This is a genomic window from Tullyiplasma multilocale ATCC 49900 (assembly GCF_000483165.1).
GTDB classification, from domain to species: Bacteria; Bacillota_I; Bacilli_A; order Mycoplasmatales; family Mycoplasmataceae; genus Tullyiplasma; species Tullyiplasma multilocale.
In genome coordinates, this window is record NZ_KI519557.1 from 183,263 (window position 1) to 206,275 (window position 23,013).

Genomic DNA, 23,013 nt, shown 5'->3' on the forward strand with positions numbered 1-23,013 from the left:
AAATTAAGAGGAGAATTTAATATGCAAGTAAATGACTTACGTCCTGGAACTACATTTTTATACGAAGGTAATATTTTTGTAGTTATTGATCAATCATTCTCAAAAACTGGAAGACAACAAGGTAAAGTTACAGTTAAAGTTAAAAACTTAAGAACTGGAGCTAGAGTAGAAATTACTTTCACTGGTGGTGCTAAAGTTGATAAAGCAATGATCGAGAAAAAAGATATGCAATACCTATACAATGATGGTAATGAAGCGTACTTAATGGATACTGATACTTATGAACAAGTTCAAATTCCAATGTCTAACTTAGAATGAGAAGCAAACTTCTTAACAGATGGTTTAATGATTAAAATGACTGAATTTGAAGGTGAAATCTTAGGGATCTCATTACCAGAAAAAGTTGAATTAACTATTACTGAAGCTGAAGCCGCAGTTAAGGGAGACACAACAAGTGGAGCACAGAAAAAAGCTGTAGTTGAAACTGGTTGAGGAATCCAAGTTCCATTATTCGTAACTGAAGGTACAAAAGTTATCATCAGTACAATTGATGGTAAATATGCTGGAAGAGCACAATAATTTAATAAGAAAGGAGAAATAATATGTATATCTCAATCGAAAGAAACACACGTGGTGCATTAGATATTGAAAGACATGCTTTGAATAAATTAATTCAAGGAGCTGTATTTAATGCAATGAGCGTTAAAAAAGATCGTAAAGTAGAAGTTACAACAGATTTGTATCATGATAATTTATTATACGTTTTGGTTAAAATTGAATTAGCTTCAAATGGAATCGCTGATATCGTTTTTGAAGAAAAGAAAATTAGTAAAATGGTTGAAGATATTATTTCTCAAACATTAGATATCAAACCTAAAAATATTGCAATCGCATATACAAAATAAAAAGAGGAGAAAATAATATGAAATTTACAGAAAGCAAAATGCTTGAACAAGGTCAAGGTAAATGAACAGTTACTATTGATGGTCAAGAATGAACAGATACTTTAGCAAAAGCTAAAAACAGAGTAAAAGCTAACATCGAAATCCCAGGATTTAGAAAAGGTAAAGCTCCAGAAAGTGAAGTTGCTAAATTCTTAACACCTTCAAAAATCTTTAACGAAGGATTCAGAATGTCAATTCAACCTGCATTTGAATTTGCAAGAGCTCAAGAAGTTAAAATTGAACCAATGAACTCACCAGAACCAGTTCCTTTCAAAGTAAGTGAACAAGAAATCATTATCGATTTCGTATTTGACTTACGTCCAGAAATCGAATTAGGAGCATACACAGGAATTAAAACTGTTGAAAAAGAAACTCCTGCAGTAACAGCTGAAGAAGTTGAAGCTGTTATTACTCAATACCAAAACCAATTTGCAATGGAAAAAGCTAAACCAAAAACAGCTAAAATTGAAGCTGGAGATGTAGTTGCTTTTGACTTCAAAGGATTTGTTGATGGAGTAGCATTCAAAGGTGGAGAAGCTAAAGGTCACAAATTAACAATTGGATCAGGACAATTCATTCCTGGATTTGAAGATTCAATGATCGGATTAGGATTAGGTGAAGCTAAAATTGATGTTAAATTCCCTGAAGATTACACACCAGAATTAGCTGGAAAAGATTCAGTATTCGAATTAAACATTACTGAAATTACTTCAAGAATTTTACCTGCTAAAGATGATGAATTAGCAAAAGACTTAAACATGAAAGATGTTAATACATTTGCTGAATTAGAAGCTAAAATTAAATCAGAAATCTTAGAACGTAAAGTTTCAGGATTAAAAAATCAATTTGTTAACCAAATCATTGATGAAATCATCAAAGGTTCAAAAATTGAATTACCAAAAACAGCAATCGATAACCAAATTTTAGATCTTAAAAAACAATTTGAACAAGAAGTTCAAAAACAAGGTTTAACAATGAAAGCTTACAAAAAAGCTACAGGGTTAACAGATAAACAAATCGAAGCTGAAATGTATGGAGATGCTAAAGCTAAATTAGAAGGTTTCTTAGTAACTTCAGAAATTAGAGATAAAGAAAAATTTGAAGCAACAGAAGAACAAGTTGAAGCTAAATATGCTGCATTAGCAACACAATTTGGATTAGACTTAGAATACATCAAAAAAGTTATTCAACCAGAAGCTGTTAAAGCTGAATTAATGAACGACTTATTAGTTGACTTCTTATACGAAAACAACGGAAAATAATTTCTTACAAAAAAGCAAAGCTGACAGCTTTGCTTTTGTTTATAAATTAGCACTTTTACCTTTAAAGTGCTAATTATTGTGATATTATATTTATGTACCGAAAAAAGGGGGAGAAAGTATGAATAAAATTAAATTTCCTATATTTGTAACTAGAGGGGTTTTTGCTTATCCAGAATTTACAGAAACTGTAGAAGTTGGGAGAAAAGCAACTCAAGATGCAATTAAATATGCTATTGAAAATAACGATGGGAAAATGATCGTTGTTTCTCAAAGAAAAGTTATGGACAACGAGCCAAAAATTGATGAGATTTTTGACTTCGGAACTTTAGCAACTGTTCAAATTAGAAAAGAATGAAAAGATGGTACTTTAACTGTTGAAATTAACGGTGAAGAGAGAATTAAATTAACAAATGTTGAAGAAGAAAATGGATTCTTTATTGGTGAAGCAGACGTTTTAGATTCAAAAGAATTTGAAACAGAAGAAAACAAAGTAGAATTAAAAGTCTTGATTCAAGAAGTGGCTAATTTAGGTAATGAATTACCAGAAATGGCAAAAAATTTCTTAAATAATAGTGATGAAGAAGTTAGTTTAAACTATTTAGTAGACACAATAGCTAAAGGTTTACCATTCATGACATTAGAAACTAGAAATAGTATTTTAGGTGAAGCTAATCCTGTTAAAAGATTAGAAAACTTACTATCATTCTTAGGTAAAAAAGATGTATCTCAAGATGTTGAATCAGACATTAACAAAAAGTTAAAAGAAAAAATGGATCAACAACAAAAAGAATACTACTTACGCGAAAGAATGAGAATTATTAAAGAAGAATTAGATGATGAAGATTCAGATTCAAGTGCTGTTGAAAAATACAAAAAACGTTTAGAAACTGAACCATTCCCAAAAGAAGTTAGAGAAAGAATTCTTTCTTCAATTAGTCGTTTAGAAAACATGCAAGCAGCATCTGCTGAAGCAAATGTTGAAAGAAACTACATTGATTGAATGATGTCAATTCCTTGATGAGAACAAAGTGAAGATATTCAAGATTTAAAATTTGCACAAGAAGTATTGGATAAACACCACTATGGATTGAAAAAAGTTAAAGAAAGAATTATTGAATATCTAGCTGTTAAACAAAAAACAAAATCATTAAAAGGACAAATCATTACATTAGTGGGTCCTCCAGGAGTTGGGAAAACATCTCTAGCAAAATCAATTGCTGAAGCTCTAGGTAAGGAATTTGTAAAAATTTCTTTAGGTGGAGTTAAAGACGAATCAGAAATCCGTGGTCACCGTAAAACTTATGTTGGGGCAATGCCAGGACGTATTATTCAAACAATGAAACGTGCTAAAGTTAAAAACCCACTATTCCTATTAGATGAAATTGATAAAATGGCAAGTGATCAAAGAGGAGATCCAGCTGCAGCTATGTTAGAGGTTTTAGACCCTGAACAAAACGCAGAATTCTCAGATCACTACATTGAAGAACCTTACGACTTAAGTAACGTAATGTTCATTGCAACCGCTAACTATCCTGAAAACATTCCTGAAGCTTTATATGACAGAATGGAAATCATCAACTTATCAAGTTATACAGAAATTGAAAAAATGAAAATTGCTGAAGATTACTTAGTGGAAAAAGTTCTTAAGGAACACGCTTTAACTAAAGATGAATTAGAATTTACAAACGAATCATTTGATGAAGTAATTAAATACTACACACGTGAAGCTGGAGTACGTCAATTAGAACGTTCAATATCTGCTATTGCTAGAAAATTCATCGTTAAATTATTAAATGGTGAATTAGAAAAATTAGTAGTTACTAGAGAAGTGGTAAATGAATACTTAGGAAAACGCATCTTCGATCACACTGATAAACAAGGTGAATCAAGTGTTGGGGTTGTTACTGGTTTAGCATATACTCAATTTGGTGGAGATATCTTACCAATCGAGGTAAATACTTTCCCAGGAAAAGGAAACCTAATCTTAACTGGTAAATTAGGTGATGTTATGAAAGAATCTGCATCAATTGCTTTAGGATATGTTAAAGCCAACTATGAAAAATTTGGAATTGATAAAGATATCTTCGAAAAAACTGACATCCACTTACACGTACCAGAAGGTGCAGTACCAAAAGATGGTCCGTCAGCTGGAATCACTATGACTACAGCATTAGTTTCTGCTTTCACAGGAAGACCTATTTCGAGAGACTTAGGAATGACTGGAGAAATCACTTTAAGAGGTAATGTGTTACCTATTGGTGGATTAAGAGAAAAATCAATTTCTGCTGCAAGAAGTGGATTGAAAAAAATCTTAGTACCAATTAAAAACTTACGTGACTTAGATGAAATTCCTGATGAAGTAAAAGAAGTATTAGAAATCAAGGGTATGGAAACATACGATCAAGTATTTGCTGAAGTATTTGGTAAATAGTTAAATAAAAATGTAAAATAACTAGTAAGTACTAGTTATTTTTTATTAGGAGGAAATATGTCAAAACCATTAGCATTTTTATTAAGACCGCAAACAACAAAAGATATTATTGGTCAAACTCATATTCTTTCAAAAGATGGATTAATCCCCAGAATGATTGAACAACAATTTTCAACATCACTTATTTTTTATGGACCAAGTGGAATTGGTAAAACAACATTTGCAATTGCTTTGGCAAATGACTTAGGAATAGAATATGCACTATTTAATGCTTCATACGATAAGAAAGAAAAAATGTCTAAAATTATCGATAAGGCTATGAAGACTGAAAAATTTATATTAATAATAGATGAGATTCATAGATTAAACAAAGACAAACAAGATATTCTTTTAGAATATATGGAACATGGTAATATTAATCTTTTTGCTACAACTACAGAAAATCCTTTCTTCGTAATTAACCCCGCTATTAGATCACGAGGGAATATTATTGAGTTGAAAAGAATTGCCCCAGAAGAAATGTTTGATTACGTAAAAGGATTAATTACTTTAGGAAGAATTGACCTAGAAATTCATGATGAAGCTTTAAAATACTTATGTGAATTAGCCGGAGGGGATGTTAGAAGTTTAATAAATAATATTGAACTTTTCATCAATTTATATCCTGGCCAATTAATTGACTTAAAGTTAATACTGAAAGTTATTCCTTTAGCTAAGAATCCATCTGGAGCATATGGTGATGATTTCCATGATTTGAAATCTGCATTACAAAAATCAATCAGAGGAAGTGATGTAGATGCTGCATTGTATTATTTTGCAAGACTAGCAGAAATTGGAGACTTTGAAACTTTAATGCGAAGAATGGTTATCATGGCCTATGAAGACATAGGGATGGCTAATCCAACTCTTCCTCCAAGAATTGTCACTGCAACTAATGCTTTTAGACAAATAGGGATGCCTGAAGGAATTATACCTTTGGGACTAGCAATTGTTGAAATGGCATTAAGTGAGAAATCAAATTCGGCATACTTAGGAACAGCTAAAGCCCAAGCGGACGTTAAAAATGGCTTGATATATGATATGCCAGATTATCTTAAAGATAATCATTATGCTTCAGCTAAGAAACTCGGTAGGGGAGTGGGATATAAATACCCACATGATTATAAAAATGATTGAGTAGAACAACAATATTTACCAAATGAAATCAAGAATGTTAAATACTATAAAGCTAAGACAAGTTCAGCGTATGAAAAACGTATCTTCGATTTATATGAGAAAATGAAAAAACACTAGTTTAACTAGTGTTTATTTTTTTGTAATATCTGTAATTTTTCAAGTAGCTACAGGATCTTGTCCTGGATTAACTGCATATCTCTTAATTGTTACATCATATTTTTCTTTTGCTTTAGTATCATTGTTATTAAAAATTAATTCGTATTTAATAACTGCATCTTTATGAGCGTCATGAATATCTGTATTAGAAATATGTCTTGTTGTTCAATTCTTTTGATTTAAAGCATCAGAGAAAGTATCTTTAACATAAACTGCCATAGATTTATTATCTAATCAAGTAACAACTCTTAGTAAACCATCAATAACCTTTTGCATAGTTTTAGCTTCTTCTGGTTTAGCACTGTTAACTCCAGTTGTTTGGTCATAGTAGTTACCGTACATATTACCTAAAACTCCAAATAGAGAACCTTCTTTGAAGATGTTTTTTCCATTAACTTTTCTCATACCTAGTAAGTATGTAGATTTTAGTTCTTTGATTTCTGTACCATTATCTTCAAGTACTAATTGTTTCTCATATCCTAAAGTCATTAAGATCTGTCCCAATAAAGTTTTAGGTAGTGATTCATTAGTAGGGAAGTCTGATGGTGGAGTTGTTCCATCAACTCATTTAATAGTTGTTGATGTTTCTCCAACTAGAGCGTCCAATAAATTTACTATGTGATCTGTGTCAAATTTATACTTAGTATTATCTTTTGAAGGTGTATCTCTATTAGTTTCAAATTGTAAAGCTGCTGAATCCATAATATCTGATAATGAAGTTCATTTTAGACCATATAAGAAAGTTGCAGAATCGACAATATTTAATCCGAATATTGCCAGAACATCAGCAAGAGGGGTAGTTAATAAACCACGTAAACCTTTACTATTAAGTCTTGCAAAACCTGTGATTACGGAGTTATTGATATTAACTCCTCCATCTTTTAAAGCTTTAAGGATATCTAAGATGAAATCCCCATCAAAGATAGCTAAGTATAAGTTATCTAAAGCATTTTGACCAACTGGACTTAGTAAATAGTTTGCGATTGCTTTAACTGGTTTTGAAGGGATAAGTTTTAAAATTGTTGCAATTGTGTTTAATAAACCTTTTGATTTATTACCTTGATTTGCAATATCATAAAAAATATTTTCAATAGCTTCAACAATTGCTGAAGTCCCACCTTTTAATAAGTCTAAAATTAATTCTTTAATTCAAGGTTCAAGTGAGTTGGGGTCTAATCCTAATGCTTCTAGAATTGTATTGAGTAGATCAGCACCACTTTGACCAACTAATCCCAAGATTGATTCTAAGGCTGCAAGTATTCCACCAATAACCGGATTGTTAATTCCTTCAGCTTTTGGTTGTGCAAAAAGCATAACTAATAATTTTTGGAAGTTATATCCTTTTCGGTCTTTTTTCTCTGGTGATAATAACATTTGTAGAGTACTGAATAAATCTTGAAGGCTGATTTTTGTATAAGCTTCATAATCGAAATCTCTTCTTAAGACCTCTTCAACAACTTGTTCATTTGTTTTGGTTTTTGAAAAAATCTTAGTTGGATCCACAATATCATAAATATCTAATTGACCCTTGTAAGTATCAAATTGGTTAATATAGTAAACTAAAGTTCTTACATATTTAATAATGTCAGGAAGCATAGACATTAAAGCATCCATTATATTTCCACCAGTTATTAATTCACCTACTAGTGCACCAATTATGTTTACGATACTTCTTTCGTTGAATAAATCGTTTAAAGTTCCACTAAATTCTTTTATATCTGAATTATTGAAACCTTCACGGATACCATTGATTATTAACCCAATAGTACTTGTGTCAGTTGATAAACCTTCAACAGTTTCGATAAGAGAAGGGGTAACAATTCCTTTAAGAGCATTAGCTACTAAATCAGTTACAATAGCACCTTCAATAGTTGCTGAAATCCCGGAATTAAAGTTTGAACCCAATAACACTGAAGCAGCGGCAGAAACCAAAGAAAGGGTTTTTAAGATACTACTATCGCCAGTGATTGTAGTATCTGTTGATTCAGCCATAGATTTAATAAAATCACTGTCTTTGTTTTCAAAATCGTTGGCATTAACACGATAATCTTCATCTCCAAACATTTGAGAGAATAATCTTTCCATTGTAGTTGTATCTTGAGTTTCACCCATCGGTACTTCAATAAAGTCTTTACCTAAGACATCTGCAACCTTTTGTGATTTAAAATGACCGCTTGTGTAATCTAAGGAAAAGTTTTTACCATCTTTGTCATTTAAAATCGCTGATTGCGCTTTAATAGATGAAATTTCGATGTAGTTTTTTATTTGTCTTTCAATAGAAGCCTTGTAATCATTAACAGTTGTACAAGCTATTGTTGCGGTACTTGAAGCAGTTATACTTATCGCACCTAATATCGCTAATAATTTTTTCATGAAATTTACCTTTCCTTTGTGTTTTTATATGAAATTATTTTATCACATTAAAGAGTGTGATTTTTATTGAGAATATACTTTTATGATATTTAAATATGATATAAACTATATATGTAAACTTATTTTAGGAGAAAGATATGAATAAAAAATCTAGTTTCTTTTTATTGCTTAAACAAGGGATAAAAGGGGTATTTAAATTTAAAGTTCAATTCATCATCATTTTGGTGTTGTCTTTTTTAGCTACCTTTATTTTCACAACTTCATATACTGTCTCACAACGTATTAATGGATCTTATAATAATATTGTTAAAAGTATTAAACGATTTGATGAAACAACTTCAATGACGGTTGGTTCTAGAAGTAAGATGGATGAAGACATTCAAAGTCTTTCACCTTTAAGTGACTTCATTGATTCAGGTTTTGTTAACTATACATCAAAAGATGGCTCAAACAAATCTGACTACAGTTTTTCATTTAACACAATTAATAATAAAAATAATCAAGTGACTTTTTTAACAAGTACTTTTGCCAATGAAAAATTCAAAGAAGAATTTGCTAAATTACAACTTACTTTTGATGAAGGTGTTAATGGTGATGCATATAAAAACATGCGTAACATTTTAGTTGATGAAATGATTAAAGCGATGTCTGAATACTCACAAGACAACAACGTTAATTCATACCTAAAAAATACTACTTTTGGAAACTTAATCAGAAAAGATAAAGATTTTATTAAAAATATTGAAAATGGTACTGATACTACAACATCAAGTTATATCAACATGACTGCAAGTACTGTAATTAACTGAGTTAAAAACCAAGGGGTTCAATTTGGTCAAGACTTAATGGATAAATATAATAGTGATAAGTTTGCTGAATTATTATACTTATTTATTACAGGTAACCAATTAAATGGAACTATAACAGGAACTGAAGCTTTGGTTGTGTCAGAAACTAATAAGTATTTAACTGATATTAAATTAGGACAAGAATACAATCAACAAGATGAAAATAGATATCTACAAGTCTTAACAAACCAAGATGCTGAAAATGCAGCTCCATTAAATGAGGTTGTTGTATCTAAGGGACTAAGAGGGATTGTTAACCCAATCTCAGTTAAAACTTTTGAGTCAGAAGGTCAAGTCGTTCTTGAAGCTGCATTTTTCTTAGGAAATAATTCAGAATTTAAAATGAACAACTATAATACAAAACACCCGAGCATTGGTCAAAAATTATCAGCATTTTCAAACTATGAATTACCTTTCATGGGAAAAGATTTTTGAATTAACTTCACTGTAGATGATGGTGAAGAAGATAATCATTTAGATATCAGAGCTTCTATGTTCCAATATCACTTAGAATTAACAGCTAAAGCTAGTGGATTAGATATTAGATTCAGAAAAGAAGCATTTGCATTTGATTCAATTACGCAAACTAAATATCGTGCCGTAACATTGAATGAAAAAGACGATGCAAACTTTACTATCTTAACTGGTAGAATGCCTACTACAAAAGGTGAAATTGCTATTTCAGAACAATATGCAAGAGCACACCATATCCCACTTGGGAAAACATTAAGAATTGCAGATGCTACATTTACAGTTGTGGCACTAGCAACAGATGCGTTTTCATATTTCCCAACTGCAGATCCCGACTTCCCGGTTCCTCAAACTGAAGTGAGTGCTATTATTTATGGATACAGAGATACATTAAGAGCGATTTCAGCTGGTTCTTCTTCAAGTCAAGCGGATAAAACAGTTACTGAAACTTTTACATTCTTCTTAACAAATCCAAATAAAAAATCTGGATTCTGAAATAACATATTGGGAAAAGATAGTCAAAATGAAACTAATAATAAAATTGCTAAATTTGTAGCTTTACAAAAAAACGTACCTTCATCATTGAAAGATAGTTATGAATATATAACTTCTTTTAAAGAAGGGAAAGCAGAAATAAATGATGCTGTAAGACCTAGAACATTTTTCAGTTTAACTAAATTTGATGATTCTAACTATGCTTTAAACTGAACAATCCAACCGCGTGTAATGGGTGCATATAACGCAATTACAATGGCTGCTTCTGCAATCATCGCAATCATTGCTTTAATCGCTTTAATTATCTGTATTAGAAAAACTATTATGTTTAACTCTAAACAAATCGGTATTTTAAAAGCATTGGGGGTAAATCCTTCAACAATTTCAGCTTCATATATCGCTCACTCATTAATCATTGCCTTTATAGTTATTCCTTTAGGATGATTAGTTGGATTGGCAATGCAAGTTCCATTCATGTATATGTTCTCTGATTACTTTAGTGCCCCATACATGTTTAATCAATTCTTATTTGATTTTGGTTCACTTGGAATTACGTTTGCTGTGTTTGGGGTTGTTGCAATTGCAATATCATTCATTTCAGCATTCTTAATCACGAACCAAAGTGTTATGGAAATTTTAAAAGTAAGTGTTAAATGATCTAGTTCAAAAACGATTAATAAACTTAAAGATACAATCTTTAAAAACTCTAAGTTTACTTTGAAATTCTCATTAACTTTAGCTAGTTCAGGTAAAAAACCTATTGCATTATTAGTAACTGTTGTAGCTTTATCATCTGTACTGATTTCTACAGGATTAGCAATACCAGCCATTGCGATGAACGCTAAAGATTCTTACTACAAGAGTGTAAATTACGCCAACTCATATAAATATAACGATGTAACAGCAAACTCACCATTCTCTAAAAAAGCTATTAACTTCTGAGATGGTCATGATGATTTGGATACAGACTATACTGAATCTGATTTAAATCTTGATGGTTCTGGAACTGGTTATGGATACTACATTAATCCTGAAAATTATTCAGCATCAATAAACGATATCAACCCAATTTCAAGATATGTTTATAAAACTGATGTAGAGTCACAAAAAAGTGTTCAAAATACAATGCAATATTTAGTTGAAAATAAAGATGAATTGATTGGATTCATTACTAAGATATTTGGGGATAACTTCTTCAATAACTTAGGACAAAGTTTCTCAATCGGGATGATTGATCAATTCTTTGGATTGATTTTAAACTCATTAGAAAACCCTTATGACAAAAATGAAGCATGAACTGATGAAAACAAAGTTTCATTCTCACAAGAATTCTCAGGGTTTATTACAAAAGCTGTTCCTCAATTAATTTCTGCAATTATGGGTTCTGCCGATAACAATGAAGCTGAAGCTGGTAAAGATGCTAACTGAAAACGTCAAATTATTGACACAATTTTAGTGAGTTTACCACCTTATGTAAAGGGTTATGTACAAGAGGAAAGTAGATTAGATCAATATTCAATTGGTTGAAACGTTGAACACTTTATTCCGACAGAAGAAAGTTTATCAACTCAAGTTTCTTTAAATACTAAGTCTAAAAAAGAATTTGTTATTTCAGGATTAGATAAAACTCAATCAGCTTTCAATATTGATAAATCAGATAAAGAAAAAACTTTCTTAGATATCAAAACTCAAGCTGAAGTTGAGAAAGTATTCCAAGGAAAAGCTACAAATGACATCTACTTTAACAAGACTAAGATTTACGATTACGCTACAAATACATTGACAGCACCAATTGTAACTAATGCGCAAGCAAAAGCTGCATTTAATATCTCAGAGGGTACTGTAGTTAAAGATGTTTCAACAACATCAACTGTTCTTAAATATCAAAGCAATGAGGAATCAGGATTCAGTGTTCTGCCAAACTCAGCATGAGTTTATAATGATTCTGATTATGTAAATTCTGATTATGCAACTAAAAATCCAATGTTAGATGCACAAGCGCAAAAACAATATAAAGAATCTATTAAAACAAGAACTGGGGCAATTGATGAAAATTATTTAGATCCATTTGCGATCGATACAAATAAATTCACTTTCTCACAACAATATGATGGTAAAAGAAAAGAAGTTGGAAACGCAGTTAATGCATTAGATCCAACTCAGCCAATAATTAAAAACGCAACTTTGAAAGACAAAACATATTTATTCAATGACTTTTCATATAATGAAGATGGAGAATTAGATTCTTCATTCGTGAGACCTTACTACCAATATGATAATCTTGAAATCTTTGTTCCTGTATCTAAATTAGGTAAAGGTGGAGTTGAAGGATTTATTAATGGAATGAACAAAGATCACCGTTCAACAAATGATGAAAACACTTGATATAGTGTTGTTGAAAATGAAGTTGTTCCAACATCAGTTAAAGAAGGATATGATAATGCAACTGGCAAATACTTACTAGTTCGTCCATTTGATATCTCATACAATCTTGATTCACAAGAAATGCCTCAAAATGATGATGGTTCTTTAGGTAACTTATTAAATGGACCTAAATACTGATTCAGATTTGCTTTCGAAGGTATTAATCCTGCTTTAAATCAACAAAAAGCAAAAGTTACTTATGCTAACAAGGATTTAAAAGTTAATTTAAAATCTGTTGGTAATATGACTTCTTATAATGAAAAAGTTATTGTTGTAGATTCTACAATAGCTAACTTAATAGCTGGATATTCTACAGCTAGAAAAATCGGAGTTAATTATACTTACTTTGATGAAAATCCAGTTATCAAAGCTAATGTTGATGATCAAGTTTACGGAAAATCACGTTTTGATAGATATAACTTCAAAACTGTGGATAATCAAATTTATACAAAAAACTGAGAGTCTCTAACTTATATGGGTGAAGAAGCTCAAAACTATGCACCTATGTATTGAAATAACTTTAAATTCTCAAATATTGAAGAACCTTTAGGATTAACAAGTGGGGTTTCATACACTACTCCAAATAATATTGGTCAAAATGCTATTGGATTAGAAAGTGGAGATATTGGTGGTGTTGTAAACGGAATCAAATCTCAAACATTACTATCAACTTCAAAAGCTTTAATTAATCAAATTTCTGTATTAGCTATTTCAATCGGAATGATGTTAATTATTGCTGTTATTATTACAGCCGCATTACTAATTATGTTGGTTGGGGATATCTACATTATGCAATATCAAAGATTTATGATCTTGATGAAAGTATTGGGATATTCAAATTGAAAAATCCAAAAATACTCATTTGGTACAGTTACAATGTTCAGTTTATTTATGTGACTATTGGCAACTGTTCTAGCGTGAGGATTAATGGCTATTGCTATTACTGTTATTGCAAACATGGGATTCGCAATTCCTTACGGAATTTCTTGATGACCACCAATTGCAAGTTTCGCTATTATCTCAATATCATTCTTGGGTTCACTACTAGTGTCATCTAAGAAAGTTAGAAATGGTAATCCGGCTTCACTTATGACAGATAGTGCAGAATAGAAAACGCCTTCGGGTGTTTTTTTTATTTGATATAATATACACAAGAGGTGATATTATGAAAAAAATCGCAATTTTTATTAAAAAGAATTTTGAAGAAATTGAAGCAATAACAACAATTGATATCTTAAGACGAGGTGGAATTGAAGTTGAATTAATTTCTATGGAATCTGAATTGAATGTAAAGGGTTCTCATGACATTGAAATAGTAACTGACAAATTTATAAATGAATTTGATCAAAACTCATATGAAGGAATTATTATTCCTGGAGGACCTGCTGTCAATGATTTATTTGATAACAAAACATTGTTAAAAATCATTAATGACTTTAATGATGAAGAAAAGATGGTGGCAGCAATTTGTGCCGCACCACAACTTTTAGGTCAAGCAGGAATTGTTAAAGGATATAGAGTTGTTAACTATCCGGGATGTGACATGTACTTGGCTTCAGCTGAACAAGTTAGTCAGATACCTGCATTAACTCACAAAAACATTATTACTGGAGCTGGACCTGGTTCAACAATTCCTTTCGCATTAGAAATTGTTAAATATCTAACAAATGAAGAAAATTTTAAAGAAGTTAAAGAAAAACTGGTAATTTTATAAGATTTTTTCCTAATACTATTTGATGATAGAACACATTAAGCAAAATAGAGAAAATGATTGTGGAATCGCTTGTGCAGCTATGTTGATAAACCACTTTCAAAAAACTAACTACAAAGTCGAAGATTTAAATAAGCATTTTAACTTGAACGAAAACGGTTCAAGTTTTTTTGACTTAATAGAGGTATTGAAAAAGTTTGATATTTTAGGCACTGGTTATTATGATGAAGAAATCTTTTTAAAAGATATCAATGATTCTCCGATGCTGGTTTATGTTGGTGATGAAAATTTCCATCACTATATAATTGTTTATCGAAAAGGTAAAAGAATAATAGCACATGATCCAGGAGAAAATTACAGCAAAGAAATATCCTTAATAGAATTAAATTTGATTTTTAAAAATAGAATAATAACTTTTAAATGTAAGTGTGAAAAAATGCAATATATAGAAAAATTAAAACCTCTGATAAAAAATAACTTCTGATCAATTATTTTCTTAACTTTTATTAGAGTATTCAAAGTGATTATATTTATGATCGAATCCAAGTTCATACTTAGTTATATAACGATGATGTTAAAAAGTGAATTTGAAATATCTATTGCGATTTATTTTTTAGTCATTTTCATAATTGGAGGGATGATAGTGAAGTTAGAAACAATCTTTACTATCAATATCCAAAATAAAATTAAAGTAAGTAATCTCGAAAGGACATATAACATCATTTCAAAAAGGCATTCAATTTATGAAACAGTAAATTTATATAAGGACTTCAATTTCATAGCAGATTTTGAAATGTTAAATTTGATTAAGGTGATCACCAATATATTGCCACTATTTTTATGTATAGCATTTTGTTGATATATAAATGACACCTCGTTATATTTGATTCTTCTTATAGAGGTCTTCATTATATTGCTATTGATAACTTTTAAGAATAGGGGTTCTAGAGCATGTGATACGAATAGTTTCGTAGAAATACTAACCAATATCCATTATTATCAAAAGAATGGCTTAGAAAGCTATAAAATCAAGGAACTTAAACACAAACTTGAACAACATACTTTCGTAAATGTATTTAAGAATTTATCTAATTATTTATCTGTGATTTTTAAAGTGGCAGATATTCCATTAATGGTACTGTTCTTCTTTTTATTTAAAAGCGACATAATCGATATATTTGATATTATTATTGTGCTGTTGATGAAAACAAATATAAGAAAATATTTCTCCAATATAGCTAACATGACAATGGATTGACAAAAGTACAGAGCTAACTTATACCGATTAAATAAAGAATACAAAACCCAGAAGCGGTTTTTAAATATTTCTAAAATATCATCGATAGAATTTGTGCAATTTTGTAAGAGAGAAGATATCTTAAAAGAAGGGTTATCAAAGAAAATAAGAATTGGTGAAGTGATTGTAGTCAATCACGAGGTTGAAGATTACATTCTGAAACTAAATGATGATTATTTTGGGAGAATTATAGTGAATGATCTTAACCTTAAAGAAATTTCAGGAATTGATTTACGACAGCAAATAAAGGTTATTCACAAAACCCCAAATGAAGACGTTTTCCTAGAGTTGGAGAAAACCCTTGTTAAGACAGAATATAGTTTAGCGATGATACTTGATATGTCTGATTCTAAACCTGATGATATAATGATTCTAAAATGCGAACAAATGATTGGTAAATACCCAGATAATATAGTCATTTGACAATGTAAGGAACCATATAAGGTATAATAATAAAAAGAGGATATTATGGTAGAAATTGATTTTATAAATGAAACACAAATTGATATGGTTGAATGAGAAAATTTCGCTCAAACAATATTAGATAAAGGAAAAGCGATATTAAATATTAAAGAAGATATTAATTTGTCAATTACCTTTTTAGATGAACAAGCAGCTTTAGAAATAAATAAGGAATATAGAAATAAAAGTTATATACCTGATGTAACATCTTTCCCTGTTGAAATGAGTGAAGCTGAAGTTGCAGCATTGGGATTCAGAGAAATTGGAGATATCTTCATTTGTCTAGAAGAAGCTCAAAGAAAAACAATTAAATATGATCACACTATTGAACAAGAAATGGGATTCTTATTCGTACATGGTTTCTTACACTTATTGGGATATGATCATGAAGATAGCTTGGAAGAAGAGAAAAAAATGTTTGATTTACAAGACCAAATTCTATTAGCAAATAATATTAACTACACTATAAAATTCACAGAAGAAGATTATTTAGAAGAGGAAAAAAATGGATAAAAAATTTAAAGCAGGATTCGTGACGATTGTTGGAAGACCAAACGTTGGGAAATCAACATTATTAAATAAAATTATTGGACACAAAATTTCAATAGTAACAAACAAAGCGCAAACAACAAGAAACAACATCAGAGGTATCTTAACTAAAAAAGATGAATACCAAATGATTTTCGTAGATACTCCGGGTATCCATACATCAAAAAAAGAATTAGATAGATTTATGAATGCATCTGCTTTAAGAAGTATGAAAGATGTAGATTTAGCATTATTCTTAGTTCCAGCAGATGAATTAGTTGGTAAAAATGACTTATTCATCTTAAGAGAATTAGAGAGATCTGAGATTCCTAAGATTTTAGTAATTTCTAAATCAGATTCTGTTTCAAAAGAAGAATTGTTCAAAAAAGTATTAGAGTGAAAAGAATTATCAAATGGATTTATCGATACAGTAATTACATCTTCAGTTAAAGATGTAAATATCGATACTTTAATTGAATTAATCCGTAAAAACTTACCAGAAACTGATTACACATTTTATGATGAAGATATGATTACAGATCAACCAAATCGTTTTGCAATCAGAGAAATAATCAGAGAAAATATTTTAATGAAGACAGGTCAAGAAATTCCACACTCAGTAGCAATTATGATTGATGAGTTAATTGATGAAGAAGATGGTATGGAAATTACAGCTTCAATCATCGTTGAAAGAAGTTCACAAAAAGGTATTATCATTGGTAACCAAGGTACTAAAATTAAAGACATTAAATATAAGTCTAAAAAACAAATTAAAGAGCTTTTCGAAAAAGATGTTCATTTAGAGTTATTTGTTAAAGTTCAAGAGAACTGAAGAAACTCACCGAGTTTAATTAAAAAAATGGGTTACGACAAAGATAAATATTAATCATGGCTGAAATCAAAACAAAGGGGATTGTATTATCGTCTTTCGACTTTGAAGAAAATTCAAAGATTGTGACAACCTATACTGAAAAATATGGAAAGATGTCGTTTGTAGCTCGTGGAGTAAATAAACCAGAAAGTAAGAATCGTTATTCTATTCAAAACTTTTCTTATTCTGAGTTTGAAATATTTAAATCAAGATTTAAAACCAGTTTATCCAAATTAAAAAAAGGGATCTTGATAAATTCGAATGTCACTATTACAAATAATTATGACAACTATCTATTTGCTTCTGTTATCACATCGTTAATAGACTTACCAAATGAATTCAATAACAAGAACTATCGATTATTCACAATGCTAAACAAGGCAATTGAAAATATTTCTTCTAATATAGATCCATTCACAACAATGGTGTACTTCATGTTTTATTTATTAAAGCATCTTGGAGGTTCTTGAAATCTTGAATCATGTTATCGTTGCAAACAACGTAGTAAAGTTTATCGAAGATTTGATTTCAAGAATTATGGATTAATTTGTCCTAATTGTTTAAGAGAAGACGAAGAAGAGCAAAATGTAGATTTCCTAAATTTCTTAAGAATTCTAGGAACGGAATCATTTGCTTCAATTTGAAAATATAGCTTTGATACAAGTTTTCAAATAATATTGGCTAAGTTAGTAATGGATTACTTGTTAGACAATCTTGGAATCGAAACTAATTCAATCAGAATTCTTAAAGCTAAGAAAATATTCAATGATGACGTGTTCAATGACTACACTCATAGTGTCTTGACAAAACGTGATTTTTGAGGATAATATATAGAGAATAAATGTTATTATAACTAGTCAGCGGATGCTGACTTTAATTGTTTAAGGGAGGAAAATATCAATGGCTAAAACTATGGAAGAAATGATCAATCACTTGAAAGCACAAGGGTTTGTATTTCAAGGGTCAGAAATTTATGGAGGGCTTGCTAACAGTTGGGATTACGGTCCATTAGGAGCAGAAGTTAAAAACAAACTTAAATCTGAATGATGAAACTTTTTTGTTAAAAAGAATTCAATGAATATTGGGTTAGATAGTTCAATTATCTTAAATCCAAAAGTTTGAAAAGCATCTGGTCATATTGATGGATTTAATGATCCGTTAATCGATTGTAAAAAATGTAATTCACGTTGAAGAGCTGATAAATTAATTGAAGAATTTGATGAAACAATTAATGCTGGAGCTATGGAAGATGCTGAAATGGAAAATTTCATCAAAGAACATAATATTAAATGTGCTAAATGTGGTGAATGTGATTTCACTAATATTCGTAAATTTGCATTAATGTTCAAAACTAATCAAGGAGTTCTTGAAGATGAATCTTCAACTGTATACTTGAGACCAGAAACTGCACAAGGGATTTTCATCAACTTTAAAAATTCTCAAAGAGCTTTACGTAAAAAATTACCATTCGGTATTGGTCAAATCGGAAAATCATTTAGAAATGAAATTACTCCAGGTAACTTTATTTTTAGAACAAGAGAATTTGAACAAATGGAATTAGAATTCTTCTATGATCCAGCAGATGGTAAAGATTGATTTAATTACTGATTAGAAAAAGTTGAATTTTTCTTAAACAATAAAGTTGGTATTGAAAAAGAAAACTACCGAGTAAGAGCTCACGATCAAGAAGAGTTAGCTCACTACTCAACTCAAACAAGTGATATCGAGTTTAGATTCCCATTTGGATGAGGTGAATTATGAGGAGTTGCACACAGGGGAGAATTTGACTTAAATGCTCACCAATCTGCTTCTGGTCAAGATTTAACTTATTTAGATCCAACAACTAATACAAAATTACTTGCAAACGTTATTGAACCATCAGTTGGTGTTGAAAGAATGATGTTAGCAATATTCTGACAAGCATTTACAGAAGAAGAACTTGAGGGAGGTACTTCAAGAGTGGTTATGAAATTACCATACTCACTTGTGCCTTACCAAGTTGCTGTAATGCCATTACAAAAACAACAAAGCGAACAAGCTAAAGAATTATTCGAAGAATTATTATTAGACTTCGATGCAACATATGATGAAACTGGAAATGTTGGAAAACGTTACAGAAGACAAGATGCTATTGGAACTCCATTTGTAGTTACTTATGACTTTGACAGTGTTGAAGATAAAAAAGTAACTGTAAGAAATAGAGATACAATGGAACAAGAGAGAGTTGAAATCTCAAAAGTTAAAGAATACTTAGCTTCAAAATTTTAATTACAAATGATAGGGGTGATATTTTATGGCAAATATTTCAAGAGAAAAAATTGAAATGATTACCAATAAAGCAGATATCGTCTCTATCATTTCGTCTTATTTAAAGCTTTCAAAAAAAGGTAGAAATTTTTGAGGTGTTTGTCCTTTCCACCCAGATAGTGAGCCATCAATGTCGGTTTCTCCAGAGAAAAAGATATTTAAATGTTTCTCTTGTGGGGCTGCTGGTAATGCTATTGATTTTGTTAAAGATATTGAAAGAATAGATTTCTTATCAGCTTTAAAAAAGGTATCTGATTCTGCTGGTGTAGAATTGGGCGAATTATCAAACCATGCAGTTAAAGATAAATATTCTAAAGAGCAAAGGTTGATAATAAAAATCAATGAAGAAGCAAACAACTTCTTTAAAGGAATGCTACATACCGAAATCGGTAAGGAAGCATTGAAATACATTCAAGATCGTAAAATTTCAAATGAATCAATTAGAAAATTTGAAATTGGTTATGCTTCTTCAAAAGTAAAACTATCTGAAAAACTTTTGGAAAAGGGTTATACAAAACAAGAGATTGAACTAGCTGGACTTGGAACTGTTTATGACTTAGAGGTAAGGGATTATTTTGTTAATAGGGTAATATTCCCGATTAGAAATGAAGATAATCATGTTATTGGATTTTCGGCAAGAACTATGACAGATGAAAAACCTAAATATATCAACAGTCGTGAAAGTTTGGTCTTTAAAAAATCTCAATTAGCGTATAACATTCAAAATGTAGCTAAAACTGCCAACTTTAAAAAAGAGATTATTGTCTTAGAAGGATTTATGGATGTTATTAGTCTAGATCAAGTAGAGATTGATAATGCGATTGCAATTATGGGAACAGCTTTCAGTGATTATCATGTTAAGTTATTCAAAAATATAAATGTAAAAGTTAAGTTATTCTTGGATGGCGATAATGCTGGTATTAATGCAACTGTCAAAGCAGCTAAGAAACTTATTGATAATAAGATTGATACTTTAGTAATTGATAATGAAACTGAATCAGATCCTGATGAATTGATTAATCAAGGTAAAGTAGAATTGGTTAATGAATTGATTTTAAAAGCAACCCACCCAATTAACTTTGTTATTAACAAACTTTGAAAAAGAGTTGATATTAATAACCCAGACAGTGTTAATAAGTATATTGTTTCAATTAAAGATTTTGTTCAAGGTGTTTCTAATCCAATTTTGATTGAACAAGCAATCAAAAAGATTTCGAAATTAACAAATATAAATGAAGATATCGTGAGACAACTTTTCGGGGCTAAGCCCCAAAAGGTAGTTGATAAACAATTCGAGAAAGAATTTATTCCTGACAATCCTTCAGTATATGAACCGGGACCTCAATATATTCCGGAAGATATTCCTCCAATTCACAATGTTGTTGTAGAAGATACTAAGGCTTATCGCATTGATAAAGCATATAGAAGAGCTGAACAAAGAGTTTTTGTTTCATTATTAAAAAGTGATGAATTTATCGAAAAGATAGATAAAAATAAAGACCTTATAATTGATAGCAATTTAAGAAGTGCTATAAGAGGGATTATCGGAGAATATCGTAAAGGCAATTATCTTGGTAATAACGTTACTAAGATATTAGAATTGGTTTCAGATAGAACTATGCACTACCGAACAGAAATAGATCAAATCATTTCTGACCCATTAGTGAATATTGCAATGACCGAAAAAGAAATTGATGACTCTTTTAAACTTCTAAGTCGCTTCGAGGGTGAAAGACAAATCAAAGAATTAGAGATAAGAATGAATAATGCTGATGATATTAAAGAAAAAATCAGAATTATGAATAATATAAATCTATTAAGAAAAAACTTAAATAGTAAATAGGAGAAAATTTATGGCAAATAAAAAATTTAACGATAAAAAGAATATGAAAAATATTTCTAACTTTGAAGATTTCAAAGAAAGAATTCATGATTACTTAGGTACAAATGATAACGAAATTTCTTCAGAAGAAATTTTAGATGCATTTTCATCTACATTCCCAAATGCTGATGATAACGTTGCAGAAAACTTATTAGAAGATTTACAAAAACATGGAGCGATCTTTGTTGATGCTGATATTGATCTTGATGAATTAGATATTGATGAACCATCATCATCAGATGACTTCATGGATGATTTAGAATCAGATAAAAAAACTGCTGCTCGTGGAAGAAAAGCTGCTAAAGATACAGTTACTATGAAATACCGTGTTGGTGGAATTTCAAATGAAACAAAAATCCAAGATATCATTAAAGCTTATTTTAACAAAATTGGTTCAGCAAGAATCTTAACAAAAGATGAAGAAATTGAATATGCAAAAATGTTAACAGCTGAAGATCCTGAAGAAGTAATGGAAGGACGTCACAAGTTAATTGAATCTAACTTAAAATTAGTTATCTCAGTTGCTAGAAAACACTTAAACCGTGGATTAGACTTCGCTGACTTAATTGAAGAAGGAAACATCGGTTTAATGAAAGCTGTAGATAAATTCGATTATACAAAAGGATTTAAATTCTCAACTTATGCAACTTGATGAATTCGTCAAGCAATCACACGTGCTATTGCTGACCAAGCTAGAACAATTCGTATTCCAGTTCACATGGTAGAAACAATTAATAAATTAGCAAGAGTTGAACGTCAATTAACTCAAGAATTAGGAAGAGAACCATCTGCTGAAGAAATTTCAGAAAGAATTGGTTCAGGAATTACTCCAGCCAAAGTTATTGAAATTAAGAAATTATCTATTGAACCAGTTTCATTAGAAAAACCATTTGGTGATGAAGATGATACACACTTTGGAGACTTCGTAGAAGATAAAGATATGATTTCGCCAAATGACTATGCAGAAAAGGAAGTTTTACGCGAAGTTATTGATAATGTATTCTCTGAAATGCCTGCAAGAGAAGAAAAAGTTATCAGAATGCGTTATGGTATTATCCCAACTAAATTAAGAACATTAATCAGATTAGCTGATGAATGTGGAGATGAAACAGTTGAAGATTTAAGAAATGCAATTAGAGATTTAGATATCCACATTGACACTCCAATTGAAAAAGTTAGAATGTATGATTCAGAAATTATTAAAGATCACTTATCAAAATACGATGCTCCTAAAACTTTAGAAGAAGTTGGTAAAGAATTAAATGTTACTCGTGAAAGAATTCGTCAAATTGAAGCGAAAACAGTAAGAAAATTAAAAACACCTTCAAACACTAATAAATTAGGTAAAACATTAAAAGAATTCTACAAAGGATAA

At 30.3% G+C, this 23,013-nt stretch carries 15 protein-coding genes; 14 read left to right on the forward strand and 1 reads right to left on the reverse strand.

The window, feature by feature from the left end; all coding sequences use genetic code 4:
- The first annotated feature begins 21 nt into the window (after positions 1-21).
- From efp to G319_RS0103850, 5 genes are all read left to right on the forward strand, one after another.
- Positions 22-579 (forward strand): elongation factor P, encoded by a 558-nt coding sequence (gene efp / locus G319_RS0103830; RefSeq protein WP_026389750.1) that lies wholly within the window; start codon positions 22-24, stop codon positions 577-579.
- 23 nt (positions 580-602) lie between these two features.
- Positions 603-905 (forward strand): MMB_0454 family protein, encoded by a 303-nt coding sequence (locus G319_RS0103835; RefSeq protein WP_026389751.1) that lies wholly within the window; start codon positions 603-605, stop codon positions 903-905.
- A 17-nt stretch (positions 906-922) separates the two neighbouring features.
- Positions 923-2,206: a trigger factor gene (tig, locus tag G319_RS0103840; RefSeq protein ID WP_026389752.1), complete on the forward strand. Its 1,284-nt coding sequence runs from the start codon at positions 923-925 to the stop codon at positions 2,204-2,206.
- 118 nt (positions 2,207-2,324) lie between these two features.
- Positions 2,325-4,637, forward strand: coding sequence for an endopeptidase La (gene lon / locus G319_RS0103845; RefSeq protein ID WP_026389753.1), 2,313 nt, complete (start codon positions 2,325-2,327; stop codon positions 4,635-4,637).
- A gap of 57 nt (positions 4,638-4,694) precedes the next feature.
- Positions 4,695-5,930, forward strand: coding sequence for a replication-associated recombination protein A (locus G319_RS0103850; RefSeq protein ID WP_026389754.1), 1,236 nt, complete (start codon positions 4,695-4,697; stop codon positions 5,928-5,930).
- A 12-nt stretch (positions 5,931-5,942) separates the two neighbouring features.
- Here the strand turns inward: G319_RS0103850 and G319_RS09905 are convergent, their stop codons facing one another.
- Positions 5,943-8,342, reverse strand: a complete 2,400-nt coding sequence (locus tag G319_RS09905; protein WP_026389755.1) for an MOLPALP family lipoprotein — start codon at positions 8,340-8,342, stop codon at positions 5,943-5,945.
- Positions 8,343-8,479: 137 nt separating this feature from the next.
- On the opposite strand from G319_RS09905, the gene G319_RS09910 reads away from it, so the two are divergent.
- From G319_RS09910 to G319_RS0103900, 9 genes are all read left to right on the forward strand, one after another.
- Positions 8,480-13,690 carry an FtsX-like permease family protein gene (locus tag G319_RS09910; RefSeq protein WP_026389756.1) on the forward strand — a complete coding sequence of 1,737 codons (5,211 nt, stop codon included), beginning with the start codon at positions 8,480-8,482 and terminating at the stop codon, positions 13,688-13,690.
- Between the two features lie 55 nt (positions 13,691-13,745).
- A complete protein-coding gene (locus G319_RS0103865; protein WP_026389757.1) occupies positions 13,746-14,294 on the forward strand; it encodes a DJ-1 family glyoxalase III in 549 nt (182 codons plus the stop codon).
- A 22-nt stretch (positions 14,295-14,316) separates the two neighbouring features.
- Positions 14,317-16,038, forward strand: a complete 1,722-nt coding sequence (locus G319_RS09915; protein ID WP_026389758.1) for a cysteine peptidase family C39 domain-containing protein — start codon at positions 14,317-14,319, stop codon at positions 16,036-16,038.
- Positions 16,039-16,056: 18 nt separating this feature from the next.
- Complete coding sequence (gene ybeY / locus G319_RS0103875) at positions 16,057-16,563, forward strand: rRNA maturation RNase YbeY (RefSeq protein ID WP_026389759.1); 507 nt, start codon at positions 16,057-16,059, stop codon at positions 16,561-16,563.
- Positions 16,556-17,464 (forward strand): GTPase Era, encoded by a 909-nt coding sequence (gene era, locus G319_RS0103880; RefSeq protein ID WP_026389760.1) that lies wholly within the window; start codon positions 16,556-16,558, stop codon positions 17,462-17,464. The genes ybeY and era overlap by 8 nt, the downstream gene beginning before the upstream one ends.
- 2 nt (positions 17,465-17,466) lie before the next feature.
- Positions 17,467-18,276 (forward strand): DNA repair protein RecO, encoded by an 810-nt coding sequence (recO, locus tag G319_RS09920; protein WP_051350891.1) that lies wholly within the window; start codon positions 17,467-17,469, stop codon positions 18,274-18,276.
- A 73-nt stretch (positions 18,277-18,349) separates the two neighbouring features.
- Entirely contained in the window at positions 18,350-19,717 is a 1,368-nt protein-coding gene (locus G319_RS0103890) for a glycine--tRNA ligase (RefSeq protein ID WP_026389761.1), read from the forward strand.
- A gap of 25 nt (positions 19,718-19,742) precedes the next feature.
- Positions 19,743-21,599 (forward strand): DNA primase, encoded by a 1,857-nt coding sequence (dnaG, locus tag G319_RS09925; protein ID WP_026389762.1) that lies wholly within the window; start codon positions 19,743-19,745, stop codon positions 21,597-21,599.
- Between the two features lie 10 nt (positions 21,600-21,609).
- On the forward strand, positions 21,610-23,013 hold the full coding sequence (locus G319_RS0103900; protein WP_035358881.1) for a sigma-70 family RNA polymerase sigma factor: 1,404 nt from the start codon (positions 21,610-21,612) through the stop codon (positions 23,011-23,013).